Here is a 16,586-nt window from a genome sequence, read left to right as displayed (position 1 = left end):
TGCAGATTGTGGTATTCGCAGGCCTCGAGTGAGTGCAAATAATCCCAGCATTTAATTCTTTATTGAGCATATCTGCTTATAGCCGATTGAGCGACATAAGATTCAATACGTCCTTTTATACTGGCTATTTTTGCTTTATTGAAGTTGGAAAACCAGTTGTGTATTAAATCTCGTCATCGTCGGTTAATATGAATGAACTTATAATCAATTTAATAATAAATTTGCCCTGCAATTGAGGTAACTGTAATGCAAGACAATATAAAAATTTATGACATGGTCATTATTGGTGGTGGTATTAATGGAACAGGAATTGCTGCTGATGCTGCAGGGCGGGGCTTGTCAGTTTATCTGTGCGAAAAAGATGATCTTGCCAACCATACTTCATCTGCAAGCAGTAAGTTAATTCACGGTGGTTTACGCTATTTGGAACATAAAGCTTTTCGTTTGGTGCGAGAAGCTTTAGCAGAAAGAGAAGTATTATTAAACAAGGCCCCACATTTAATTAAAGCCATGCGGTTTATTCTGCCGCATCGACCACATTTGCGCCCAGCTTGGTTAATACGTACAGGGTTATTTTTTTATGATCACTTGGGGAAGCGGAAAAAATTAGCTGAATCACGGTTCATCTCTTTGGCCAATGCGGAGAGTCCTTTAAAGGCAGAAATTACCCAAGGCTTTGAATATTCGGACTGCACGGTTGATGATTCGCGTTTGGTGGTGTTGAATGCGATGCAAGCGCGTGAAAAGGGAGCTGATATTCAGACACGGACACGTTGTATTGCCGCACAGCGCGAAGCAGACTACTGGTTGATTAAACTTGAAAATCAGCAGGGTATATTTCAGATCAAGGCAAAAGCATTGGTCAATGCCGCAGGCGCATGGGTCGCACAATTTATTCAAACGCAACTAAAATTACAATCTCCTTATAAGATGCGTTTAATTCAAGGCAGTCATATTATTGTACCTAGGCTTCAACAGGATGATCGTGCATTTATTTTGCAAAATGAAGATCAGCGAATTGTATTTGTGATTCCATATTTAGATCAATACAGTTTAATTGGCACGACAGATCGTGAATATTCTGCCGATCCTGCAAATGTTGTGATTAGTCATCAAGAAATTGATTATCTGTTGAAAGTTTCCAATGATCATTTTAAAACGCAGTTAAATCGCACTGATATTATTTCTTGTTACTCAGGGGTACGGCCTTTATACGATGATGCATCAGATAATCCATCTACGATTACCCGAGATTATATTTTGGCATTATCATCCGAACAGCAATTGCCATTGCTTTCCGTGTTTGGCGGGAAGATTACAACCTATCGAAAGTTGGCAGAAGCTGCATTAGAACAACTCCAAGTATTCTTTCCTAAAATGACAGGTGCATGGACTGCGACTGAAGTTTTGCCAGGAGCTGAAAACTTAAATCATCTTGAGGATTTAGTGTTCGAGATTCAGCATCAAATTGCTGATGTACCTCTACAGCTTGCACAGCGGTGGGCCAATGCTTATGGAACACGGGTATGGCGTATGTTAAATCAAGCCAACTCTTTACACGATTTAGGTCATGATTTTGGGCATGGCCTCTACGCGAAGGAAGTTGACTATCTTGTAGAGGTCGAATGGGGCATGTGTAGTGATGATATTTTATGGCGTCGCAGTAAACTTGGATTGCTGTTTAGTCAGTCTGAAATAGCGAATTTAGATGAATATCTTGTCAAATTGCAGCGCTTACGTGCGCGTGAAGACGCTGCATAACGACCCAAGGTCTCCATAATATTGTTTTTAGGGAGACCTTGCGGATCACGTTGAAGTGCTGACTTAAGGGTGCGGAGATTTAACCACTTGCACATCTTCTTCGGTTTCTTCTTTGGCTAATAAAATTACCCCAAGTAAGATAAATCCTGCACCAACAACTTTGGCGATTGTGAGGGGTTCATTGAACAACCAGATAGAGAATAACGTGACAGTGATTAATTCAAGGTGAGAGGCGGCAAAAGCTGGGCCAATTGGCGCATGCTTGAGCAAAGTCATCCAGGTGAAAAAAGCACCAATATAGCCAATAAATGCCCCATAAATCCAAGGGTGACTAAAGACCCGCGCAAGCCATGCCACATCGAATGTGATCGGCATTGCATGTATAGATGCGAATTTAAAACTAATTTGAGTGAGGGTGTCAAAAGACATGAGAATTAAAAAACCAACAATATAAAAATATCTCATGAATTACCCAGTCCGACTATTGCGACGCCAATGGAGATGAAAATCACACCTAAGAGTCGATTTCGAGTGAGTTTTTCTTTAAAAAATAAACGTCCAGCAATGAGAATAACGGCAATATTAATACTGCCAAGCATGACACCATCGGAGAGTGGTACCAGTGAAAGAAATGCCAACCAAATGACAAACTCAAACACATAGCAAATAATCCCAGCCCAAAGCCAAGGACGACCAAACAGTTTGCGCCAATAGGTTAGTCCTGCATGGGTTTTATTCTCTAAAGCTGCTGCTTTAAAAGCCAATTGACCAACAGTATCGATGAGGATCGTAAAAAACCAAACCGTGATAACAATGGCACTCATAAAGTGTCCTCGATTAGACCGAGCTATGCTGGGTCATGGTTTGGGGGTGATCGTTCATATTCACTTTAGAATGCTTTTGAATGAAATTTATACTTTCACTAATCACTTGCTTGCGATCGTTATCTATGGTGATCATGTGATAGCTGTTATGCAACCAGACCAGTTTTTTCTCACCTTGAACGCGATCATAAATAATTTGGCTGTTATTTCGGTCTGCCACATCATCGTTATAGGCATGGATCGAAAGGCTAGGTGCTTTGATCTTGCTAAGGTTTTTCTTCACTTGGCGTGATAGGCGTTGTAACTGGTAGAGCGAATGCCAAGGATTGCCTGGAAGTCCTGCTTCAGCACTATCACCACTTTGCATGGAATGTACAATACGTGCACGCAGTGGTTCGTTCTTTATGCCATAAGGTTCGGCTTCATCAAAAGTACGATTTGGAAAAAGATTAAGATGATAGATCGGAGGAAGAAGAAGTGGCCCAGCCAGTTTTGACCAGCGTGGAATACTCCAACCGTCATAACGAAAGGTTGGGCTATAACTAATCACACCCGAAACTGGATATTGAGAGGCGTACTGCAATGCCAATAATGCTCCCATGGACAAGCCTGCTACAAAAATCTCATCAACATGTTTTTTAAGAATAAGTGCGCCTTGATAAACACTTGCGAACCAGTCTTCCCAGCGTGTTTGTACCAAGTCCTCTAAACTGCCGCAGTGCCCCGCCAGCTGTACGCCATATACGCTATAGCCTGCTTGGTTCAGGGTTCGAGCAATGCCACGCATTTCATTTGGGGTACCAGTTAAACCATGAATCAGAAGAACACCAGTACGGCTACCTGGAAGATAAAAAGAATGATCATTTATCATGAATTTACCAATAAATCGTTTTCAAAATGCATGCTTTGATTTTGTAAAAGTTGTGTAATTGGCTGAATGAGCTCAGATAAACTTTCAAATGGCATATGTGCGATTTGTTTATCCTGACAATGTTTAATTAAACTTTTTTTTGCAAAGACATAGTCGGCTTGTTCCGCAAGGCAGTAGTCAGAGCGGCCATCGCCAATCAATAACACGCGATTCAGTAGGGGGTGTTGTGCAACATTACATTTGCAGGTACCACTTTGGCTCATGCAATCCGCTTGTGCATATGGGAAATTAAGTTCCCAAGTACGTTGTGCGCGTTGGGTGAGCTTATTGGCGATAATTGGTAAATGTTCAAGTTGATGTTTTTTTAAAATATAGCGAATAGCCAAATCTAAACCATCACTGACCACACTGAGTTTGATTTTAGATTGGGCAAATAAATTGACGATTTCAATAAAACCAGGATCAATCTCGATTTGATCTAAGCACGCATGAAACTCTTGTTCAGACATATCCAGTAGAGCGATTTGTTTTTGCATGCACACTTTAGAGCCAATGAGTCCATCTTCCCACTGTTTTTCAATTTCTAACCAACCATCTTGGGCAAATAAATTTAATAATTGGTCGGTTGTATCTTTTTGACTAATCGTACCATCGAAGTCACATATGATATGCCAAGAGTGGTCTAGGTTTAAGTTTTGGCGAATAAATGACATGTATCATCTCACTGTACGATCTTGTAACTTTTAATGGTTTTGGTATTTCTTTGTGATAAGAAATATAGATGAACCTGAAATTCTCTTAGATTCAAGTAAGAAGTGCAAGATCAGCTTGGTAAATAATCCTTGATATATTACATGAATGAATTGCATTTAATCTATAAGGTTCTTAAAAAATGATTATAAAGTCGATGATTTTTTTATAATTAAAATATCCGCATCGTGTTTAAAGTAAATGGAAGTATTCATTTTTTATAATAAAAAAATAGGAAACAATATTTAGAGGTTTACCGTGTTAATTTTGAATGGAAGTAGTGTGTAGAGTATGTGGATATAGTGTGGATTAATAGCGTAGAATTAATTGATGCTGATTTTTTAAACAGGATTTTTTCAAAATAATAATGTGGAAGTATTTAATTATAAATAATTTGATATTAGGGCTTGATCTTGTATCTTATTTTATTAAATAATAGCTGGATAAATATCAATAAATAATACAGTGTTAGCTAAATATAAAATTTATATAGTTGATTTGTTATTGTTTATTTAATTTTAACTATTTTGGGTAATTACTTTTTTTCAGTTATTTCATTATTTCGATTTAATGATTTATAGATCCTACTGCTCATATGCTTTCTTAAAGTGATGTTCTATGTCAAAAAACAGTATTTTGTTGAGCTCATTTGAATTTACTAAAAGCGCTTTGTTTTTATGTCTGGCGGGATCGACGTCGGTATTTGCTGAGCAGGAACAGCCGAAGCTCACTGTTGGTCTTAGCGTTGCCGCTGATTATCAGGCCTATAAGGGGCATCGAATTGAGTACAGCGTGTTGCCTGATTTTTTTTATGACAATGATCGTATCTATGCCGAAGGGGATGAGGCGGGCGTCTACTTGCTCAATGATGATGAAAATGAATTAAGGCTGAATGCATATTATGACGGAAGCAGTTATAGACCCAGCGGACCATTACATGAATTAGATAAAAGACAGTGGTCGGTCATGATGGGGGCGAGTTATATGCATATAACCCCTTTTGGTGGTTTTAAACTGCAAGTTGGGCAAGATGTTTTAGGGCGTCATAAGGGAATGGTAAGTCGCTTGGCCTATTTGGCTGAGTTTAAAGAGGGTCCTTGGTCTGTATATCCTGAGCTTGGTATGCAATGGAATAATGCCAAATATAATCAATATTATTTTGGAGTTAGTGCAGAAGAATCTGCGCGAAGTGGAATAGATCCTTATACCGCTCAGAATAGCGTACAGCCATATGCAAGTATGGTGATTGATTATCGCATGAATAAACATTGGGATTTTTTCACAGTTTTTGATTTTAATTATTTATCGAATCAACAATATCGCAGTCCAATGATTTCGTCTCGCTATGAGTTTGAGCCGAGAATTGGGTTGAACTATACATTTTAACGGTATTTCTTTGGTGAAATACTAAATAACAGCATCGATTTACGAGTGGCGTAATGAAATGTTGTTGGGTGAACATTTTTAATGACAAGTTATGTTTAAACATAACAATTAAACTCTCGAAGGAAAGTCTTATGACAATTAATGAAGCTCAACTTTTAGAAGATGAAGCGCTTTATTGTTCGCATGGTGATACAGTTCACTATGTAAATCCCCCTAAAATCTTCACCAATTGTCAGGGAAGTTATTTATATGACGATCAGGATATTCCATATCTAGATTTACAGATGTGGTATTCAGCAGTTAACTTTGGTTATAAAAACCCACGCTTAGATAAAGTGCTTATTGATCAGATTAATACACTGCCACAAATCGCGAGTCAGTATTTACACCCAACTAAAATTGAATTGAGCAAGGTCATTGCACAAGACATCCTGAAAAAAACTGGGGTTAAAGGTCGCGTTCATTATAATGTTGGTGGTTCACAATCTATCGAAGATTCATTGAAATTGGTTCGTAACTTTTGCGGTGGTAAGAGTCGTATGTTTGCCTTTGAAGGCGGCTATCATGGTCGTACTTTAGGTGCTTCTTCTATTACCTCAAGCTATCGTTATCGCCGTCGTTATGGCCATTTTGGTGAACGTGCACAGTTTGTACCATTCCCATATCCTTTTCGCCGTCCAAAAGGAATGACACCTGAGGAATATGCAGAGAAGTTAATTGCTGAATTTGCACGTTTATTTGAAACTGAGTATCACGGTGTATGGGATCCGAAAGCACAAGAAAGTGAATTTGCTGCATTCTATATCGAGACGATTCAGGGCACAGGTGGTTATGTTATTCCACCGATGAACTTCTATCCAGGTCTTAAAAAAGTACTTGATCAACATGGTATATTATTGGTTGTTGATGAAGTGCAAATGGGCTTCTATCGTACGGGTAAATTGTGGTCATTTGAACATTTTGATATTAAGCCTGATGTCGTGGTCTTCGGTAAAGCATTGACCAATGGTTTAAATCCATTGGCTGGTTTGTGGGCGAAAGAAGAAATGATTAACCCCGAAATCTTCCCAGTGGGTTCTACGCACTCTACTTTTGCATCAAATCCGTTGGGTACTGCGGTTGGTCTTGAAGTGATGCGTATGACAGCTGAAAGAGATTATGAACAACAAATTATGCAAAGTGGTGCTTACTTCTTGGAAGGCCTAAAAGACTTACAATCTCGCCATGTTGAAATCGGGGATGTGGATGGTCTTGGTTTGGCGCTACGTGCTGAAATTTGCCAGAAAGATGGCTTTACACCAAACAAAGAACTGTTAGACAAAATGGTTGATATCGGTTTGTCTGGTACCTTGGAATATCAAGGTCAAAAATGTGGTTTAGTCCTTGATGTTGGCGGTTATTACAAAAACGTGATTACTTTTGCTCCATCACTCGAAATTAGTCGTGCTGAAATTGATCAAGCGATGGTATTGCTTGAGCAATTGTTGAGCCGTGCTAAACGCGAACTATAAAATAGGCTTATGCAAACTAATCTTAATCAATTAGAACCGCAAAGTTTGGTGGATGCTTTTTTAAAGCATCCACCTCAAAATTTTAATGTGCAAAATTATGCAGATTTTCTACCATTTTTTAGCACAGATTTTGATTTGCTCACCACCTTAGATACACCTGTACGTCAGCGTATTAGTAAACTTCCGGCTTATGCCTATTGGGGAAAGTTGCTGCACTTGTCCACCTGTTTTATTGGGACGACAGTGACAGAATATAGCTTGCTCAGCCCAGCATTGGCGGTTGATGTGCTATTACGGAAGCTGAAGCAAAATGTACGTAAAAATACACTGACAATTATTAAAGATTTACCAATCAACTCACCTTTGTTGAGTACAGAAGAAAATACCTACAGTGCCGAATTGGTGTGTCAGTCTGAAAATCAGGGTTTTATTACAGTTGAAGGCCAAGCCTTGGCTTACGTACCTATTGATTTTCAGAATCGTGCCGAATATTTGGCACGCTTGTCGCGGAGTCGTCGAAAAAATTTAAATCGCAAACTCAAAAGTTTGGATCTTCTGCGCGTCGAAGTACTGGCCACAGGTGATTCACGTTTTGCCAATGCTATTTTTCGCGATCAACTCTATCAGCTTTATTTTGCGGTTTATCAGCAAAGTGATATTCACTTTGACTTACTCAGTCCTGCATTTTTTGATGCTGTATTACAAGATGTTCAAGCTGAGGGTCGGGTATTTTTCTATTGGTATGAAGAAAAACTGGTGGGTTATAACATTTGTTATATCCATAGAGGTAATTTAGTTGATAAATATATTGGCTTTAATTATCCACTGGCCTTAAGTTTTAACCTTTATTTTGTGAGCTGGTTCGTCAACTTAGATTATGCCGTACAGCAGGGGTTGAAGTTTTATATTGCGGGTTGGACCGATCCTGAGGTGAAGGCCCAATTGGGGGCGAAATTTACCTTTACGCGGCATCTGGTGTGGATACAGCAACCTGCACTACGCTATGTGTTAGGTAAATTTAAGCATTTATTTGAAGCTGATGCACATTGGCATGAACAAAAGCAGGAGTCTTCAACGTGAGTATGCAATCGCAACGTCATCCTTTGGTGCTCAATTTTGACGATTCTGCAGGTCAGCCTGAACAGGGCATTAATATTGATTTAAGTACTTGGCAGGAAATGATCCGCTTTGGTTGTAAATGGACCGAATTTGAAAGTTTGGCCTTGCATCTTCAGGATCGTCTACCATCAGCCGAAAAATTGGGCTGTGTCTTAATGGGAAGTGGTGATTATCACCATTTGAGTCAATTGCTTTTATCGCGTATTCAAGATCAACCGAAGATTCACTTAATTGTTTGCGATAATCATCCTGATCATATGCGTTATCCCTTTGGAATACATTGTGGTTCTTGGGTGTATTGGGCGAGTCGTTTAGCACATGTAGCACAAATTGATGTGATTGGTATTGGTTCTGAGGATATTGGCTTAAAGCATGCTTGGGAAAATCATTGGGGGCCCTTAATTAAAGGGAAGGTGCGTTATTGGAGTGTGCGGCAGTCTGCAGCGTGGACGCGATGGATTGGTGCAAAACGTGCTTGGCGGGGTTTTGACTCGGCAGATCAATTGATGACAGCATTCTTGTCACAGTTGCAAAGTGATTTGCCTATTTACCTGTCAATTGATAAGGATGTGCTTTCCGAAACAGTGGTTCAGACCAATTGGGATCAGGGTTCATTTTTAGAGCAGCATTTAATTGATTTGATTCAAGCCTGTAAGCACCGCTTAATTGGTGCTGATATTACGGGTGATGTATCCGCCTATCATTATAAGAACCGTTTTAAGCGGATCCTCAGTGCCTCAGATGGGCAAGCGGAACCTAGTGCTGAAGACGTCGCACAATGGCAGGTTGAGCAAAAGGCATTGAACCAGCGCTTGATTAGTGCAATTGATCAATCTTGGCAGTAAATAGATTGGGCATCGATGCCTATTGTTGCAGTAAACCAAAGCAAGTCACTGACTTGCTTTAATTTTTTGAAATTTATTAAGTGGTTTGTAAAATATTTTGAGGTTTTTTCCAATATTTTGGGCATATTTTTGCAAGATAAGCATCCATGCACCATGCTGGGCCTATAAGTAAAAACTGTAAGTCTTTAAAAAAAGATGGTTTTTTACCTTCGACTTTATGGCCATAGAATTGTCCGATCCAAGCTACGACAAATAGTCCAAGATAAAAGCCAATGCCAACGGGGAGAATGATAATGAGCCAAGCCATAACAAACAGTAATGCTGCCATCGCAATGGCAAGCATCAGATCCAGTTTTGCGTAGAAAATTAGCGTGAGCACAAGCAGTACCGCAGTGAGTAAAGCACTAAAATGCGCCAAAATACCAATGATTGAAAATAGAATTGTTGGAACACAAACCCAGTGAATGAGTTTGTTGGTTTTGTTTTGGTGACTGTCACTATATTCATCAAACCATTCTGTCTTTGTCTTCATGATGCACTCCATGGCGTGAAATTATTTATTGTTCAAAACGATATTAGATGACTTTTCGAGTGAAAACCACACCATCAACTGACTGGGTGGTTTTATATATGGCGTTATTTGTTGATGAGAGGCGATTTGGCGCATTATTTTCCGCAGAGCACATCTTATGTTGTATTTATACATTCTGGGCTAAATGACGTCATTGGGCTTGTTGTGCATGCATCAGCGAATTTCATGCAATCTGAACACATAAAAAAGGCCACATTGAAGTGGCCGTTTTAAGATAAATGCAGTTAGTGAGGTTTAGGAGTTCGGACCATCAACACGTTCAATACTTACTTTCGCGGTACCAGAGTTGGTAATACCTAAGCGTTTTGCTGCGCCATAAGATAAGTCAACAACACGGTTACCATGAAATGGGCCACGGTCATTTACTTTAACCACAACACTTTTACCGTTGTCTTTATTGGTTACGCGAATAAAGCAGTTTAATGGCAGGCTACGATGTGCAGCAGTCAACTCATTCATATCGAAAGTCTCACCACTGGCTGTTTTACGACCATGGAACTGACGACCATACCAAGAAGCAACGCCTGTTTGGCTGAATTTGCGGACTGTATTGGATGCAACCGTATTCAATTTATCAATCACTGAAGGCTGGTCTGCTGGAATCGCAACTTTGGTTGCAATTGTTTGACGACGGATTTTATCGCCAGAACTTTCAGTCATTGTTAAACTGTTTAAGTTTGAAAAGTGCGAATTAAAGTTATTTGAATCTTTGCTAATCACACGTGAAGCAAGACTTGAATTGTCAGCATCGTTATTTAAATAAGATGACTGAACCAGTTCGGCTTGAGATTGCGTTAGGCTGAAGCCCATCGTTATTGCAAGCACATATTTCAGTGAAGCATGCATCGTTTAACTCCTCGGAACCTTGCTTCGAAACATTCAATTCACTGAAAATCACGGGCAGAGTCTGTAAATTTACTGGTGCAACTACATTTATCGGTAGGGGATAATATTCATGCTGTAATTATGCTGTCTACCATTATTTAAGATTCTTTTGAAAAAAAGACAAAATCACGCAAGAACTGATTAAAAAATAATCTAAATTGTAACTATATATGTTTTTGACTGATTATTTGAACAGTTTCACGAAAATAATTCTTGACTTTTCGTGAAACTTTGAATTTCAAGTCTTAGCGACTTGCAACTTCAAGGCCTAATTGCCATACCGCTGTGGCATATAAGCGGCTGCGGTTATAGCTTGTAATCACTTGATAGTTTGGGTAAGTGATGTAATAAATTGGACCATTACGATCTTCTAGTTGGATGATATTCACTAAGTCTAGGTCATCAATTTTTATAATTGAATTGATTGGACTAATACCGAGGTTTTTGACCACACCATAAGGGGTTGGTTGACTTAAGTCTTTAGCAATGACTTCCTCTGGGTTGTTACCGCTATAGCGGGCTAAGAAACCGATAGGCTGATTTTTTTGCCAACCATATTTAGACATGTAGTTTGCAATCGAGGCAATCGCATCTGCTTCAGAATTACGTAAATCGATATGGCCACTTTGGTCATAGTCCACACCAAATTTATCGATATTACTTGGCATAAATTGAGGATAGCCAATTGCGCCAGCATAAGAGCCGACAATACTGCCTGTCGGATAACCCTCTTTATAAGTCCAAGCAATCAGCGCTGAAAGCTCATCTTGGAAGTATTCGGCACGTCGAGGAAAACCAAAGCCAAGTGTGGCAAGTGCATCACGGGTTATAAAAGAACCTTTATTGGCACCATAGCCTGTTTCTACCCCAAGAATGCCCAGAATGATTGCCTGAGGTACACCAAATTCTTGTTCAGCACGTTGTAGTAGGGCTGCATTTTGATTTTTAAATCGAACACCCTTTTGAATAGTACCCTCATTGAGGAACATTGCTTTATAGGCATACCATGGCTTACTTTCGCCAGGACGATTCATAATATTAATAATATTGGGTAGGTTTTTGGCACCGCTCATTGCTGAATCGACTTGCTGGCTGCTTAAACCATAGGTTTGCATGGTTTTGGCTTTAAATGCGTCATATTGAGGATTTTGAGCGAAATCATTGGCTTGAGAAAAGCTTGAAAAGGAAAATGCAGCAACACATAAGGTCACATTTTTGAGTTTATGCAAGAAGTTCAGCTTTAACATGTATTAGATATTCCTTATTAGCGATGCGTATGAATAGACATGACAATACCAAAGGTTGCCATCAAAGTAATAATGGCGGTACCACCATAACTCATAAAGGGTAAGGGTACGCCAACCACAGGCAAAATTCCGCTTACCATACCAGCATTTACAAAGACATAGACGAAAAATGAAAGTGCAAAGGCTGCTGAAACAAGGCGGCCATAGTTATGAAAACTTTGTAAGCTTATTTGAAAGGTTCGAACAATAATCAAAAAATAGAGCGTAATTAAAATCAGGATCCCAATCAGGCCGAACTCTTCAGAATAAGCAGCAATGATGAAATCGGTATGGCCTTCGGGTAAAAAGTGTAAATGGGATTGAGTGCCTTCTAAATAGCCTTTTCCCATAAAGCCACCTGAACCAATGGCTGTTTTAGATTGAATAATATTCCAACCAGTACCCAAGGCATCGGCTTCAGGATTGAATAAGGTGAGAACACGTTGACGTTGATAATTATGGAGTAAAAACATCCATGCCAGTGGGACGATTGCACCCACTGCGGCAAAAGCAGCAAGAATCATTTTCCACGATAGGCCACTGACAAATAAAACAAAAATTCCACTCGCAAGAATTAACAGTGAAGTGCCTAAGTCGGGCTGTTCTGCGATGATGACAAAGGGAATAATAATCAAAATTAATGAAATGATGACGTTTTTAAAGCTTGGTGGGAGTGGATTAAGCGATAAAAACCAGGCCACCATTAATGGCATACCGACTTTCATAAACTCACTGGGTTGTACACTCCCAAAGCCAGGAATATCAATCCAGCGCTGTGCACCCATACGTACTTCACCAAAGATCATCACTGCGACGAGAGAAAGCAAGCCAAAGCCATAAAAGTAGGGTGAAAAGGCTTGGTAGACCTTGGGGGGAATTTGCGCTAATAAAATCATCACCACAAAGCCAATACCAAAACTCATGGCTTGTTTTGAGACAAGTCCGAGGTCTTGTGCTGAGGCACTATAGAGTACGGTAAGTCCAAGTAAGGCATTCAAAATTAAGAATAAACATAACCATGGATCGATATGTAGACGTTGCCATCGAGAAGGTTGCATGGCGGTGCTAAGACCATCACGCGGTGATTGGCGTAAAAACTTGTATTGAGAACTTGGCGGCATGAGGATGATTTTTATATTGAATAAAATGCTTTTGGCATGCTATCACAATCCGAGTTGAAGACAATCTGTATCAACAAGATGATAAAAAAAACCGAGCAAAAGCTCGGTTTTTAGCGTGCTGAAGGGCTTATTCTACAAAAAATAAACCGTCATGATATTCAGCAAGTGCTTTAAGTTCATCATGACTGAGATGTGGGATTAATTTGTTGATCGCAATATGAACGGCTTTTGTCACTGCCACAGCGCCTAAATCAGCCACTTTGGCTTTGATCATACCCAAGCCGAGGGTTTTGTTGAATTCGACCATAAAATGGCGCACAGTCGCATCTGCAAACTGTTTGTAATATTCAACCAAAGCCGTGCGGTCGACTTCTTTGTCCGCCATAACATCCGCAAAACATGCTTTAAGGTTATTGACCAAGCTGAGATCCAGTGCTTCACCCACATGATATCGGCCAGTTGTATCTTTAAACAGACTGCGTTCAGAGAACGCGATTGAGTCACGAACCACATCATTCGGTGCTTTACTCAATAGTTGTTTCAAAAGTACTGCAACTGTAGATTTGATATAACCTGCTAATTTTTCAGCAGTATCACGTTTATCACTGACTGGAAAATGATGTACAACGTTGGTCAATATCGCATCAATAATCTCATCATTGATGAGTAATGCGGTCTTGTCACGTAAAAGGTAGAGTGGTTCGTTAGAATTTTTTTTCTCAATACCATCCTGAATACTGTTTAATAAGTTTTCAGAAGGTACAAAACCAAAAAAGGGCATTGTCTATTCCTCAATGTTACTTTTATTGTCGTGCCAGTCGGATTGGGCTCGGCAACCATGCTAAGTCCGATACACGGCAGGGATTAATATCTAAACCGCCACGACGCGTATATGCTGCATAAACCATCAGCTGTTCTGGTTTTAAATTTTGCCAAATATCGGCATAAATTTGCTCCACGCATTGCTCATGGAAACCGTTGTGCTGACGAAAAGAGATAATATAGGCTAATAGACTGTGATAACAAGGTTTTTTACCTTTGTAACGGATGAAAACCGTGCCCCAATCGGGTTGACCTGTCACTGGGCAATTACTTCTAAGTAAATGAGAAAAAAGTTGAATCTCTTCAGCTGGCTGACTTACTTCAGTGCATGCTTCTATCGTCTCAAATTTGAGTAGGCTAGCATCTGGATGTTCAGAGAACTGTGTCGGGGCAAAGCCATCAAGACAAATGCCTTGTGGTTGCGTCATCAGGAGTTCATCTACTTGAAATAGCTTAAGCTTTACTGGTGCAGTCGCAGCATCTGAGAGGTCTTGCTCTACCGTTGCAATAAATGCAGCTTCGGAATCGAACTTGGTGAAATTCATACTGTTAAAATACAGTTTGAGTGATTTTGATTCGATTAGAAAAGCAGAGGATGCGGGTAAACTGATTCGGCCAATTGCAACTTGTGGAATACCTTGCTGATTGAGCCAAGAGATCTCAAAAACATGCCACCAGTCCTGACCTTGATAAATACCTGGGACGTCCGAATAGCTTTCACGTGACGCTGCACGTGAAATTGGAAATAAGACATCAGGACTATATTGAGTTGGATATTGGGTTTCTTTACCCAATTGAGAGAGTTCTACAGTCATTATTCACGCATTCCTGAACCACGAGCGAGTAAATAGTACGCAATGCCATAGAGCACTGCACAGAAAAAGGTGACCACGGTGAGTGACATCGCCACATTGACATCACTGTGTCCTAAAATACCGTAGCGGAAGGCATTGACCATATACACGATTGGGTTGATTAGGGAGAGATTTTGCCAGAATGTGCTAAGCGCACTAATTGAGTAAAATACACCACCAAGATAGGTTAATGGTGTTAGTACAAAGGTTGGAATAATTGAAATGTCATCAAATGATTTGGCATAGACGGCATTAATTAATCCACCAAGTGAAAATAGTAACGATGTGATAATCACGGTATATACAGTCACGAAGACATTATAAATACTCAGTTGGGTAAAGAACAGACTCATCGCGGTGACAATCGCACCAACCAAAACACCACGAGCCACACCACCAATCACATAACCCCATAAGATCAAATGGAGCGGTACAGGACTCATGATCAGTTCTTCAATGCTCTTTTGAAACTTTGCACTAAAGAAGCTTGAAGATACATTGGAATAACTATTGGTAATCACAGCCATCATGATCAAACCAGGCACAATGAACTGCATATAGCTAAAGCCGCTCATTTGTCCGATACGAGAACCCACTAAATTGCCAAAAATCACAAAATACAGGCTCATGGTAATCGCAGGCGGTAGCAGTGTTTGTGGCCAAATTCGCATGAAACGACGAATTTCTTTTTGCACTAGCGTAAGTAATGCAACTCTCAGTTGAGTGAAATTCATGGCGTCACTCCATCTAGATTTTTTTCAACCATTTTGACAAAGAGCTCTTCGAGTCGATTGGACTTGTTACGCATACTACGAACTTGAATTCCGAGAGATTCAAACAACTGAAATAAATCATTTAAACTGTGTGCTTTGTCCATTGTCACTTCAAGTGTCATCGGATCAAGTAAGCTAAACTCAAGCCCAGCAATTGGAATATCGAGCGGTTCAATCGCCTCTTCTAAGTCGAAGATAAAAGATTCTTCATTCAACTGACCGAGGAAAGCTTTCATGCTGGTATCTTCTTTAATCACACCGCGATCGATAATCGCAATGCGGCGACACAGCATTTCAGCTTCTTCAAGATAATGCGTGGTGAGAATAATAGAAGTACCTTTTTCATTCATTTCGGTGAGAAAATCCCACATAGAACGACGTAACTCGATATCAACACCGGCAGTCGGCTCATCTAGAATGAGTAGTTTCGGTTCATGCATCATGGCACGTGCAATCATTAAGCGGCGTTTCATCCCACCTGAAAGCATCCGAGCCTGAACATCACGTTTATCCCAAAGCCCAAGCTTTTCTAAATACTGTTCAGCGCGTTGCTGAGCAAGCGCTTTGGGAATGCCATAATAACCCGCTTGCGTCACTAGAATATCAAAGGTCTTTTCAAAATGACCAAAGTTAAACTCTTGTGGAACGACCCCGAGACATTGCTTTGCATGTGAAGGGTGGGTGGTGAGGTTATGGCCAAATATTTCGACTGTACCACTGGTTTTTTGGATGAGTGAACTAATAATGCCAATTGTGGTTGATTTACCCGCACCATTTGGCCCTAAAAGCGCATAAAATTCACCTTCGGCAACGGATAAGTCGATGCCTTTAAGCGCCTGAAATCCATTGCTGTAGGTTTTTGCTAAATCTTTGAGTGTCAACGCCTCAGTCATGAAAAACTCACTTACTCCGATGTGCGCCTATTGTGAGCGATCTATCGCAATAAACCAAGTTAAAATGGCGCAATCGAATGTTGCATAAATGGAACATTGTTTAAAGCATAAGCAGTAAGTCGTGAACACTCTTATAATTGCTTTACCTTTGCAATATTTTTGCTATGATGTCCGCTGTATTTTTATGCGCTCATAGCTCAACTGGATAGAGTACAGGTCTCCGAAGCCTGTGGCGTGGGTTCGAGTCCCGCTGAGCGCACCACACTCTTCAATATAATCAATAACTTATCTGT

Annotated in this window: 17 protein-coding genes and 1 tRNA gene; 6 read left to right on the top strand and 12 right to left on the bottom strand. The window is 40.1% G+C overall.

Going from position 1 to position 16,586, the window contains the following annotated elements:
* Positions 1-246: 246 nt before the first annotated feature.
* The gene (gene glpD / locus FD716_RS12455) at positions 247-1,761 is read left to right on the top strand and encodes a glycerol-3-phosphate dehydrogenase (RefSeq protein WP_139852636.1); all 1,515 of its coding nucleotides are present in this window, start codon (positions 247-249) and stop codon (positions 1,759-1,761) included.
* A gap of 63 nt (positions 1,762-1,824) precedes the next feature.
* Here the strand turns inward: glpD and FD716_RS12450 are convergent, their stop codons facing one another.
* From FD716_RS12450 to FD716_RS12435, 4 genes are read right to left on the bottom strand one after another with little or no spacing between them, the layout of a single operon-like run.
* Positions 1,825-2,226 (bottom strand): DMT family transporter, encoded by a 402-nt coding sequence (locus tag FD716_RS12450; protein WP_139852635.1) that lies wholly within the window; start codon positions 2,224-2,226, stop codon positions 1,825-1,827.
* Entirely contained in the window at positions 2,223-2,585 is a 363-nt protein-coding gene (locus FD716_RS12445) for an EamA family transporter (protein WP_139852634.1), read from the bottom strand. The genes FD716_RS12450 and FD716_RS12445 overlap by 4 nt, the downstream gene beginning before the upstream one ends.
* A gap of 13 nt (positions 2,586-2,598) precedes the next feature.
* Positions 2,599-3,456 carry an alpha/beta hydrolase gene (locus FD716_RS12440; RefSeq protein ID WP_139852633.1) on the bottom strand — a complete coding sequence of 286 codons (858 nt, stop codon included), beginning with the start codon at positions 3,454-3,456 and terminating at the stop codon, positions 2,599-2,601.
* Positions 3,453-4,169: an MtnX-like HAD-IB family phosphatase gene (locus FD716_RS12435; protein WP_139852632.1), complete on the bottom strand. Its 717-nt coding sequence runs from the start codon at positions 4,167-4,169 to the stop codon at positions 3,453-3,455. The genes FD716_RS12440 and FD716_RS12435 overlap by 4 nt, the downstream gene beginning before the upstream one ends.
* A 655-nt stretch (positions 4,170-4,824) precedes the next feature.
* On the opposite strand from FD716_RS12435, the gene FD716_RS12430 reads away from it, so the two are divergent.
* The 4 genes from FD716_RS12430 (at position 4,825) to FD716_RS12415 (ending at position 9,067) form a co-directional block, all read left to right on the top strand.
* Entirely contained in the window at positions 4,825-5,592 is a 768-nt protein-coding gene (locus FD716_RS12430; RefSeq protein ID WP_139852631.1) for a MipA/OmpV family protein, read from the top strand.
* Positions 5,593-5,723: 131 nt separating this feature from the next.
* Positions 5,724-7,103, top strand: coding sequence for an aspartate aminotransferase family protein (locus FD716_RS12425; RefSeq protein WP_139852630.1), 1,380 nt, complete (start codon positions 5,724-5,726; stop codon positions 7,101-7,103).
* Between the two features lie 9 nt (positions 7,104-7,112).
* A complete protein-coding gene (locus FD716_RS12420) occupies positions 7,113-8,183 on the top strand; it encodes a GNAT family N-acetyltransferase (RefSeq protein WP_139852629.1) in 1,071 nt (356 codons plus the stop codon).
* Complete coding sequence (locus tag FD716_RS12415) at positions 8,180-9,067, top strand: hypothetical protein (RefSeq protein WP_171477040.1); 888 nt, start codon at positions 8,180-8,182, stop codon at positions 9,065-9,067. The genes FD716_RS12420 and FD716_RS12415 overlap by 4 nt, the downstream gene beginning before the upstream one ends.
* 76 nt (positions 9,068-9,143) lie before the next feature.
* On the opposite strand, the gene FD716_RS12410 is transcribed toward FD716_RS12415, so the two are convergent.
* From FD716_RS12410 to FD716_RS12375, 8 genes are all read right to left on the bottom strand, one after another.
* Entirely contained in the window at positions 9,144-9,599 is a 456-nt protein-coding gene (locus FD716_RS12410) for an Mpo1 family 2-hydroxy fatty acid dioxygenase (RefSeq protein WP_139852628.1), read from the bottom strand.
* 294 nt (positions 9,600-9,893) lie between these two features.
* Positions 9,894-10,505 (bottom strand): septal ring lytic transglycosylase RlpA family protein, encoded by a 612-nt coding sequence (locus FD716_RS12405; RefSeq protein WP_139852627.1) that lies wholly within the window; start codon positions 10,503-10,505, stop codon positions 9,894-9,896.
* Positions 10,506-10,789: 284 nt separating this feature from the next.
* Entirely contained in the window at positions 10,790-11,791 is a 1,002-nt protein-coding gene (gene mltB / locus FD716_RS12400) for a lytic murein transglycosylase B (protein ID WP_139852626.1), read from the bottom strand.
* Between the two features lie 17 nt (positions 11,792-11,808).
* Complete coding sequence (gene rodA / locus FD716_RS12395) at positions 11,809-12,951, bottom strand: rod shape-determining protein RodA (protein WP_139852625.1); 1,143 nt, start codon at positions 12,949-12,951, stop codon at positions 11,809-11,811.
* A gap of 127 nt (positions 12,952-13,078) precedes the next feature.
* Positions 13,079-13,732 carry a hypothetical protein gene (locus tag FD716_RS12390; RefSeq protein ID WP_139852624.1) on the bottom strand — a complete coding sequence of 218 codons (654 nt, stop codon included), beginning with the start codon at positions 13,730-13,732 and terminating at the stop codon, positions 13,079-13,081.
* A 22-nt stretch (positions 13,733-13,754) separates the two neighbouring features.
* The gene (gene queF / locus FD716_RS12385) at positions 13,755-14,588 is read right to left on the bottom strand and encodes an NADPH-dependent 7-cyano-7-deazaguanine reductase QueF (RefSeq protein ID WP_139852623.1); all 834 of its coding nucleotides are present in this window, start codon (positions 14,586-14,588) and stop codon (positions 13,755-13,757) included.
* Positions 14,588-15,361: an ABC transporter permease gene (locus FD716_RS12380; RefSeq protein ID WP_139852622.1), complete on the bottom strand. Its 774-nt coding sequence runs from the start codon at positions 15,359-15,361 to the stop codon at positions 14,588-14,590. Before FD716_RS12380 ends, queF begins: the two co-directional genes overlap by 1 nt.
* On the bottom strand, positions 15,358-16,293 hold the full coding sequence (locus tag FD716_RS12375; protein WP_139852621.1) for an ABC transporter ATP-binding protein: 936 nt from the start codon (positions 16,291-16,293) through the stop codon (positions 15,358-15,360). Before FD716_RS12375 ends, FD716_RS12380 begins: the two co-directional genes overlap by 4 nt.
* A 186-nt stretch (positions 16,294-16,479) precedes the next feature.
* Here FD716_RS12375 and FD716_RS12370 point away from each other — a divergent pair.
* A tRNA-Arg gene (locus FD716_RS12370) sits at positions 16,480-16,555 on the top strand.
* Positions 16,556-16,586 lie beyond the last annotated feature (31 nt).

Origin of the sequence: Acinetobacter pullicarnis (assembly GCF_006352475.1) — a bacterium.
Classification (GTDB): domain Bacteria; phylum Pseudomonadota; class Gammaproteobacteria; order Pseudomonadales; family Moraxellaceae; genus Acinetobacter; species Acinetobacter pullicarnis.
The sequence above is the reverse complement of the archived record's forward strand: the minus strand, read 5'-3'. Positions and strand labels throughout refer to the sequence as shown.

Excerpts from the sequence above, each read along its gene's own strand:
- FD716_RS12410 (WP_139852628.1), bottom strand. The coding sequence starts at position 9,599 with ATGAAGACAAAGACAGAATGGTTTGATGAATATAGTGACAGTCACCAA.
- FD716_RS12390 (WP_139852624.1), bottom strand. The coding sequence starts at position 13,732 with ATGCCCTTTTTTGGTTTTGTACCTTCTGAAAACTTATTAAACAGTATT.
- FD716_RS12450 (WP_139852635.1), bottom strand. The coding sequence starts at position 2,226 with ATGAGATATTTTTATATTGTTGGTTTTTTAATTCTCATGTCTTTTGAC.
- rodA (WP_139852625.1), bottom strand. The coding sequence starts at position 12,951 with ATGCCGCCAAGTTCTCAATACAAGTTTTTACGCCAATCACCGCGTGAT.
- FD716_RS12445 (WP_139852634.1), bottom strand. The coding sequence starts at position 2,585 with ATGAGTGCCATTGTTATCACGGTTTGGTTTTTTACGATCCTCATCGAT.
- FD716_RS12425 (WP_139852630.1), top strand. The coding sequence starts at position 5,724 with ATGACAATTAATGAAGCTCAACTTTTAGAAGATGAAGCGCTTTATTGT.
- mltB (WP_139852626.1), bottom strand. The coding sequence starts at position 11,791 with ATGTTAAAGCTGAACTTCTTGCATAAACTCAAAAATGTGACCTTATGT.
- FD716_RS12420 (WP_139852629.1), top strand. The coding sequence starts at position 7,113 with ATGCAAACTAATCTTAATCAATTAGAACCGCAAAGTTTGGTGGATGCT.
- glpD (WP_139852636.1), top strand. The coding sequence starts at position 247 with ATGCAAGACAATATAAAAATTTATGACATGGTCATTATTGGTGGTGGT.
- FD716_RS12435 (WP_139852632.1), bottom strand. The coding sequence starts at position 4,169 with ATGTCATTTATTCGCCAAAACTTAAACCTAGACCACTCTTGGCATATC.
- queF (WP_139852623.1), bottom strand. The coding sequence starts at position 14,588 with ATGACTGTAGAACTCTCTCAATTGGGTAAAGAAACCCAATATCCAACT.
- FD716_RS12380 (WP_139852622.1), bottom strand. The coding sequence starts at position 15,361 with ATGAATTTCACTCAACTGAGAGTTGCATTACTTACGCTAGTGCAAAAA.
- FD716_RS12440 (WP_139852633.1), bottom strand. The coding sequence starts at position 3,456 with ATGATAAATGATCATTCTTTTTATCTTCCAGGTAGCCGTACTGGTGTT.
- FD716_RS12405 (WP_139852627.1), bottom strand. The coding sequence starts at position 10,505 with ATGCATGCTTCACTGAAATATGTGCTTGCAATAACGATGGGCTTCAGC.
- FD716_RS12375 (WP_139852621.1), bottom strand. The coding sequence starts at position 16,293 with ATGACTGAGGCGTTGACACTCAAAGATTTAGCAAAAACCTACAGCAAT.
- FD716_RS12430 (WP_139852631.1), top strand. The coding sequence starts at position 4,825 with ATGTCAAAAAACAGTATTTTGTTGAGCTCATTTGAATTTACTAAAAGC.